The 7,689-nt window shown below is 64.9% G+C and carries 8 protein-coding genes; all 8 read left to right on the forward strand.

The genetic code is table 11. The features are described 5' to 3' along the window. On the forward strand, positions 1-308 hold a 308-nt coding region (locus ACIQ42_RS12985; RefSeq protein ID WP_397422624.1), incomplete at its 5' end, for an MBL fold metallo-hydrolase. Between the two features lie 14 nt (positions 309-322). After that, complete coding sequence (locus ACIQ42_RS12990) at positions 323-1,963, forward strand: peptide ABC transporter substrate-binding protein (protein WP_397422626.1); 1,641 nt, start codon at positions 323-325, stop codon at positions 1,961-1,963. Between the two features lie 37 nt (positions 1,964-2,000). After that, positions 2,001-2,567, forward strand: a complete 567-nt coding sequence (locus ACIQ42_RS12995; RefSeq protein WP_397422627.1) for a histidine phosphatase family protein — start codon at positions 2,001-2,003, stop codon at positions 2,565-2,567. Between the two features lie 169 nt (positions 2,568-2,736). Then, complete coding sequence (locus ACIQ42_RS13000; protein ID WP_397422629.1) at positions 2,737-3,975, forward strand: FAD-dependent oxidoreductase; 1,239 nt, start codon at positions 2,737-2,739, stop codon at positions 3,973-3,975. Then, on the forward strand, positions 3,972-4,328 hold the full coding sequence (locus ACIQ42_RS13005; RefSeq protein WP_397422630.1) for a nuclear transport factor 2 family protein: 357 nt from the start codon (positions 3,972-3,974) through the stop codon (positions 4,326-4,328). The genes ACIQ42_RS13000 and ACIQ42_RS13005 overlap by 4 nt, the downstream gene beginning before the upstream one ends. Further along, positions 4,325-5,401, forward strand: a complete 1,077-nt coding sequence (locus tag ACIQ42_RS13010; protein ID WP_397422632.1) for a phosphotransferase — start codon at positions 4,325-4,327, stop codon at positions 5,399-5,401. Before ACIQ42_RS13005 ends, ACIQ42_RS13010 begins: the two co-directional genes overlap by 4 nt. A gap of 70 nt (positions 5,402-5,471) precedes the next feature. Beyond that, positions 5,472-6,962 carry a flavin-containing monooxygenase gene (locus ACIQ42_RS13015; RefSeq protein ID WP_397422633.1) on the forward strand — a complete coding sequence of 497 codons (1,491 nt, stop codon included), beginning with the start codon at positions 5,472-5,474 and terminating at the stop codon, positions 6,960-6,962. Positions 6,963-7,001: 39 nt separating this feature from the next. Further along, positions 7,002-7,496 (forward strand): hypothetical protein, encoded by a 495-nt coding sequence (locus tag ACIQ42_RS13020; protein ID WP_397422634.1) that lies wholly within the window; start codon positions 7,002-7,004, stop codon positions 7,494-7,496. The last annotated feature ends 193 nt before the right edge of the window (positions 7,497-7,689 follow it).

The following is a 7,689-nucleotide window of genomic DNA, read 5'->3' on the forward strand; positions in this document are numbered from 1 at the left end:
ATCTGGTGTCGCCCAACGTGCGCCTGGTTCCGACCACCGGCCACACACCCGGCCACGTCAGCGTGCTGATCGAGTCTGACGGCGAGAGCGCGATCATCACCGGCGACATGAGCCACCACCCCTGCCAACTCGCCCATCCGGAGTGGTCGCCCTCCTTCGACAGCGACAAGAAGGCCGCCGCCGTCACGCGGGCTCGCATGTTCGCCGAGTGGGCTGACGCTGAGCATCTTGTGATCGGAACGCACTATGCCGAGCCGACGGCGGGCCATATCCGCCGAGACGGCGGGGCTTTCCGTTTCGAGACCTGATGACGCGCTGATCCATGGCGCGCGCAATCCTGTTCGGGCTGTTACTGGGCGCCATTGCCACCGGCCTCACTGGATGTGGGGGGAGTTCGTCGCGCCCGACCTGTCCGGCGGGCCAGAGCTGCCTGCTGTACGGGAATCAGTCCGAACCGGAGACGCTGGACCCCGCCAAGGCGACCGGCGTCTGGGAGACCCGCATCATCGGGCAGCTTTCGGAGGGCCTCACGCGCCGGGGCGCGGATGGGATGGTCGGTCCGGGCGTCGCGCGATCCTGGACCGTCAGCCCTGACGGCCTGGTCTGGACCTTCAAGCTTCGCAGCACGAAGTGGTCGGACGGCGTCCCGCTGACGGCGGGCGACTTTGTCTATGGCATCGGTCGCACGGTTTCGCCCCGGACCGCGTCACAGAGCGCGTTTCTGCTCTATCCGATCCTCAATGCGCAGGCGGTCGCCAGTGGGGCAAAGCCCCTGGAGGCCCTGGGCGTCGAGGCGCCGGCGCCCGACACCGTGATCATCCGCCTGGAACATCCCTGGCCTACCTTGCCCAGCTGGACTGCCGACCGGACCATGCGTCCCGCGCCGCGGCATGTCATTGCCAAGCTTGGAGACGGCTGGGTAAAGCCGGGGAGCTACATCGGCAACGGGCCCTATACTCTGAAATCCTGGCGCCTGGGCGACAGGATCGTCCTGCGCCGGAACCCCAACTACTGGGCTGAGCCAGCCTGCTTCGAGGAAGTCGCCTTCTATCCCACGACCGATCCGGTGACCGCCGAGCGCCAGGTCAGGAACAGCGAACTCGACCTCAATCTCGGCGTTCAGTCGAACCGCCTGCGCTATCTGGGCCGACCGGACCAGATGCCGGAATATGTGCGGTCGAACCCGATCACCGCGATCACCTATCTACCATTCAACCTGACGGACGTTCCGGCCTTACGTGATGTCCGGGTGCGACGCGCGCTCAGCATGTCGATCGACCGGGCCTTCATCACCGACAAGCTGCTGGCGGGGGGACAGGTTCCGGCTACCAATTTCCTGCCACCAGGCCTGGAAGACTATACGTCCACCGCTCAACCCTACTGGGCCGCTTTGACCTTTACGCAGCGCCAGGCCGAGGCGAAGCGACTGCTGCTTGCGGCCGGTTATGGCCCGCAAAGACCTCTTGCGCTCACCCTGAAGCACATGAGCGGCGGCGATGTCGCGGTGGTTGTTCCGGCGATCCAGGCCGACTGGGCCGCCATAGGCGTCAGGGTCGCTCTCGAACAGAATGAAACCCAGGTCGCCTACGCGGCCTATGAGAACCGGGACTTCGAGATCGGGACGGCGGGCTGGATCAGTTTTGACGCCCTGAACTTTCTGGACCTGCTGCGGTCCAGTTCAGGAGGGCAGAACTACGGGCGTTACAACAACCCGACCTATGACCGTCTGGTCAAGTCCGCTCAGTACGAGCCGAACGACGCGCGTCGCCGCGCCTTGATGGGCCAGGCCGAGCAGATCCTGCTGGACGACGCCGCCATCGCCCCGCTCTATGTGGGGTCGGCCCGCAATCTGGTGTCGCCGTCCCTGACCGGCTGGATCGACAATCCTATGGACTTCCACACTGCTGACCGGGTTTGTCGGCGTCCGGAGCTGGGGGCGGGCGGCGTGGGGCGCACGCCATGATCGACGATCTACAAGACTCTTCGGGAACTTCGAGACCATGGAACTGATCCTCATACGTCACGGCCTTCCGGAACGCCGGTACGACACGGCTGACCCGCCGTTGGCCGTCGCAGGCGTTGAACAGGCCCAGCGTGTCGCCGCCTGGCTTGCGGACGAAAGGGTTGATGCTGTCTTCGCCTCGACGATGCGCCGTGCGATCCAGACGGCCGAGCCCTTTGCGACCCAGGCCGGGCATGCCGTGATCCAGCACGACGGGATTGCCGAATTCGACCGCGGTTCCGGGCGCTACATCCCGATGGAAGAATTGAAGCGCGACAACTACGAGGCCTGGCTGGCCATGGCCCAGGGTGAACACGGGGTCGATATCGGCGTGTTCCAGGCGACCGTGGTCGCCGCCCTGGAGGAGATCGTCGAGAGCCACGCCGGCAAGCGGGTCGCCGTCTTCTGCCACGGCGGGGTGATCAATGTCTGGACGGCCCACGTGCTGGGCATGACGCCACGTCTGTTCTTCGAGCCGGATTACACGAGCATCCACCGCTTCATGTGCGCCCGCAGCGGCCAGCGCAACGTGGTCAGCCTGAACGAGCGCGCTCATCTGCGTTGACCCCGGGGCGATTTCAGCCGGGGGTTACGACAAGCCGGGGATATTTCCTGCGCATAGATGGCCTGCTTTAATGGCAGGGCCGTGACCGAGGTTTGGTCTTGTGTGACGCAGGGGCGACGTGGTCCTTTCGCAGCGAACCCCGTCAGAGGGTCACTCGAGGGCGGACCGAATGGCAGACTATGACCTGATCATCGTGGGTGGCGGCATCGGCGGCTCGGCGCTGGCTCAGGTAATGGCCGGGGCGGGGCGCACGGTGCTCTTGCTGGAACAGTCCGAGGTCTACGAAGACCGGGTTCGCGGCGAGTGGATTGCGCCGTGGGGCGTAGAGGAGGTCCAGCGGGTCGGCCTCTACAGGCTCCTGATGTCTGCTGGCGGTCATCACGTGACCCGCCACATCACCTATGACGAGGACGTGGATCCAGACGCCGCTGAGGCGGAGATCCTGCCCCTGGGCATTTTCCGGCCGGGCATCTCGGGGCCGTTGTGCCTGGGGCACCCCACCCACTGCCAGACACTCTTCGACGCTGCAAAGGCGGCGGGCGCGGAGGCCTTGCGCGGCGTGAGGGTCGAGGCCGTGACGCCGGGCGCTGCGCCGTCCGTGACCTTCGAGCATGCGGGCGCGATCCGAACGGCGACGGCCCGGCTGGTGATCGGCGCGGACGGTCGCACCTCGATGGTGCGCGAGGCCGCCGGCATCACGCTGCATCAGGACAAGCCGCATCACTGGTTTGCGGGGCTGCTGGTGGAAGGCGCGGTGGGCTGGGCGGACGACCTGCAGGCGATCGGGACGGAAGGCGACTTCGGCTTCCTGGCCTTTCCCCAGGGCGACGGAAAGGTCAGGGTCTATGGCGGCTATGCGCTGGAGGATGCGAGACGGTTCTCGGGTCCGGACGGCCCGCGCCGCTTTCTCGATGCCTTTGCGGTGAACTGCTGTCCGGCGAACCGTCACCTCGTGGAAGGCCGGCCGGCAGGGCCCCTGTTCAGCTATCTCAATGCCGACAGCTGGACCGATGCGCCTCTCGCGGAGGGGGTCGTCCTGATCGGGGACGCCGCCGGCTGGAATGATCCGATCATTGGCCAGGGTCTTTCGATTACCTATCGGGACGTCCGGATCGTCAGCGAGATCCTGCTGGCCGGCGAGGACTGGTCCATGGCGGCCTTCGCCTCCTACGTCGAGGAACGCACCGAGCGGATGCGCCGGCTACGGTTCGCCGCCAGCCTGACCTCGTCCCTGGATATGGAATTCGGCGAGGCCGGTCGCGCGCTGCGCCACAGCTATCACCTGCGCGGCGCGGCCGATCCGAGCCTGAAGGCGCACGCCATGGTGGCCATGGCTGGTCCGGAAGTCCTGCCGCCCGAGGTCTTCACCGAGGCACACCGCGCCCGGGTGCTGGAGCGTCAGGCATGATCGACATCATCGACTTCAATGACCGGTGGCTGAAGGCCTGGTCCGACAAGGATGTGCCGGGGCTGCTGGGCTTCTACGCGGCGGACTGTGTCTACAAGGACGCCCAGACAGCGGCAGGCCTGATCGGGCATGAGGCGCTGGGCGGCTATCTGACGGGCCTGTTCGCCGCCATGCCGCCCACAATCTATACGCCGGAGGAAACCTGGGCCATCGACGGCGGCTACTGTGGCCGCTGGTACGCGGCCATGGGTCCCGACGGGGCCGCAGGCCGCCTGCGCGGTTTCGATCTCGTGATCCTCAGGGGCGACCGGATCGCGCTGAACGAGGTCTACATTCACCAGATGCCGGCATGAAGCCCGATATCCGCCGCCCGGAGGCCATCGATGCGGACTGGTTGACCAGGGTGCTTCAGCACGCCGGTGTTGACGCCGTGGTCTCGTCTTTCACGGCAGCCGGTATTGGCACAGGCCAGATCGGCGACAGCGTCCGGTTCAAGCTGACCTACGCCCGCGCCGCTCCCGATGCGCCCGCGTCGCTCGTCGGCAAGTTCCCGGCGGCCAACGACGCCAGTCGCAGTACGGGCGTGATGCTGGGGAACTATCTGCGCGAGGTCAGATTCTATCAGCAACTGGCTGAAAAGGCGTTAGTTCAGACTCCCCGTGTCTGGTTCACCGATGTCGAGGAGGCCAGCGGCGAATTTGTGCTGATGATGGAGGACCTGGCGCCCGCCACGCAGGGCGACCAGCTGAAAGGGGTGAGCCTAGACCAGGCGCGTCTGGCGATGGTTCAGGCCGCGCGGTTGCACGCGTCATTCTGGGCCGACGACAGCTTGAATGAGCTGCCGTGGGTGTCGGGTTCAAGGGCAGCGCCTTCCAGCCCGGTTTCACCGGAACTGGTCGGTGGCCTCTGGCAGGGATTTTGCGCCCGTTACGGCGACCGCCTGAGCCCGGAGTCAATCGTCATCGGGGAGGCGATCTCGGCGCGCTGGGGGAGGATGGGCGAGATCTACGATGGCCCCCGCTGTCTCACGCACAACGACTTCCGACCGGACAACATGATGTTCGGGACCGCAGCGGGGGGCCATCCGCTCACCATTCTGGACTGGCAATCCTTCGCCTATGGCGCCGGCTCCATGGACGTCGCCTACTTCCTGGCGGGTGCGCTGAAACCGGAGGAACGCCGGGCTGCGGAGCCGGAACTTCTGGGGCTCTATCACCGGACCCTCACCGATCTTGGCGTCACCGGTTACAGCCTGGATGACCTGCGCCACCACTACCGGCACGGCGCCTTCACCCTCTTCCTCACCGCCTTTTTCGCCGCGATGGTGGTGGAACAGACGGCGCGGGGCGACGAAATGTTTCTGCAGATGGTCGGTGGTGCGACGACCCACATCCATGATCATCAGGCGCTCGACCTTTTGCGCTGAGCCGGATTTGCATTAGGCGACTTAACGCCGTTCAGTTATCTGGCGGGCATCGAGATCGGGACGAAGCGGTATGGCCATGGAACATTTTGACGTCGGGATCGTTGGCGCGGGCCTTTCCGGCATCGGCGCGGCCTATCACCTCAAGACGGACTGCCCGGGGCGGACCTTTGCGATCTTCGAGGGTCGCGACGCCATCGGCGGAACCTGGGACCTGTTCCGCTATCCCGGCATCCGCTCCGACAGCGACATGTACACGCTTGGTTACGCGTTCAAACCCTGGACCGAGGCCAAGGCCATCGCCGATGGACCGTCGATCCTGAAGTACGTGCGCGAGACCGCCCGGGAGAATGGCATCGAGAAGGCCATCCGGTTTGGCCACAAGATCAGGCGGGCCGACTGGTCCACGGCCGACGCAGTCTGGACTGTCGAGGCCGAGGTGGCGGGCAAGTCCGTCCGCTACACCTGCAATTTCCTGTTCCTTTGCGGCGGCTACTATTCCTACGATGGCGGCTATACGCCGGACTATCCGGGCGTCTCGGACTTCAAGGGCCGCCTGGTCCATCCCCAGCAGTGGCCCGCCGACCTGGACTATGCCGGCAAGTCTGTCGTGGTGATCGGGTCCGGCGCGACTGCCGTCACCCTGGTGCCGGAGATGGCCAGGACTGCCGCGCACGTCACCATGCTGCAGCGCTCGCCGACCTACGTCGTCTCGCGTCCCGCCGAGGACAAGATGGCCAATACGCTGCGCAAGTGGCTACCTGGCATGCTGGCCTACAACCTGATCCGGGCGCGCAATGTCCTGGGCGGGATGTATTTCTTCAATCTGGCGCGCAAGCGGCCTGAACAGGTCAAGGCCGGTATCATCAAGATGGTGCAGGACGAACTGGGTCCGGACTACGACGTCGCCACCCACTTCACGCCGACCTACAACCCCTGGGACCAGAGGCTCTGCCTGGTCCCCGACGCCGACATGTTCAAGGAGATCAAGGCCGGCCGCGCGTCCGTCGTAACCGACCATATCGACACCTTCACCAACGACGGTATCCGGCTGAAATCGGGGCGGGAACTCAAGGCGGACATCATTGTCTCGGCGACGGGGCTGGTGCTGGAGGTCTGGAACGGCATCGACGTCTCTGTCGACGGTCGCCATATCGATGCCGCCTCGACACTCAGCTACAAGGGCATGATGTATGAGGGCGTGCCGAACCTGGCCTCGGCCTTCGGCTACACCAATGCATCGTGGACCCTGAAGTGCGACCTGACCTGTGAGTATGTCTGCCGCCTGCTCAATCATCTGAAGAAGACGGGCGCGCGCCAGGCTGTGCCGGTTAATGACGATCCGAACATCGAGTTTGAACCCTGGCTGGATTTTTCGTCGGGTTATGTGCAACGGGCCATGGCCAAGTTCCCGAAACAGGGGACGAAGGTTCCCTGGAAGCTGGACCAGAACTACGCCAAGGACCTGATGAGCCTGCGCTATTCTAAGCTGGAGGACGGCGTGTTGCGGTTCTCCAGCCCTTCGGTGAAGGCCAGCGAAAAGTCGAGCCAGATCGCGGCCTGAGTCGACGAAGGTCTTCGTTGCGGTGGGGGAGGGCGTCGCTTGATCTGGCAGGTTGGCAAGGGTCGCCGCATGCGCCTGACCCTCGGGCAGAAGATCACGTTCGTGATCGCAGGCGCTATCATCGTGGCGCTGCCAGCCTGGGTGATTGGCGGGACCTACCTCAAGGACCGTAATGCCGCGCTCGCGCTGTCCCGCAGCTGGACCATAGAGGGCCCGCCATGCCCGGCGCTGTCGGCGGCCGCCTTCGGCGAGCGTGGTTTCAAGGCGCCGAAAAGCGTCGACTATTCCGGCGTGGTGGTCTCCCGCCAGTTTGGCCATATCACCTGTTCGGCGCTCCGCTATGGCCAGGCATGGGGGCTCAGCGAATATGTCGTATGCCAGTTCACCAGCCCCAATGTGATCAAGGTCGAAACCCGAAAGGGTGAGTGGTATTTCGCGCCGGGCATGGGACAGCCGGCGACAATCTCCACGCCCCAAGATGAGGCGCGCTGCGTACTGGCGTCGAATTTCACCCTGAATCCACGCCGAGAGTAGTTCCGCGCCGAATGACGCGCGTGCTACGACATCGATCAAACAGGAAGGAAACCCTCAGAAATGAAACTCTACACCTCGGTCGGCCCCAACCCGCGGGTCGTGACGATGTTCATGGCCGAGAAGGGCATTACGCTCGACATGGTCACCGTCGATATTCGTGGGGGCGAGAACCGCCAGGACGCCTTTCTGAAGG

The sequence above is a fragment of the Phenylobacterium sp. genome (assembly GCF_044372605.1).
Classification (GTDB): Bacteria; Pseudomonadota; Alphaproteobacteria; order Caulobacterales; family Caulobacteraceae; genus Phenylobacterium.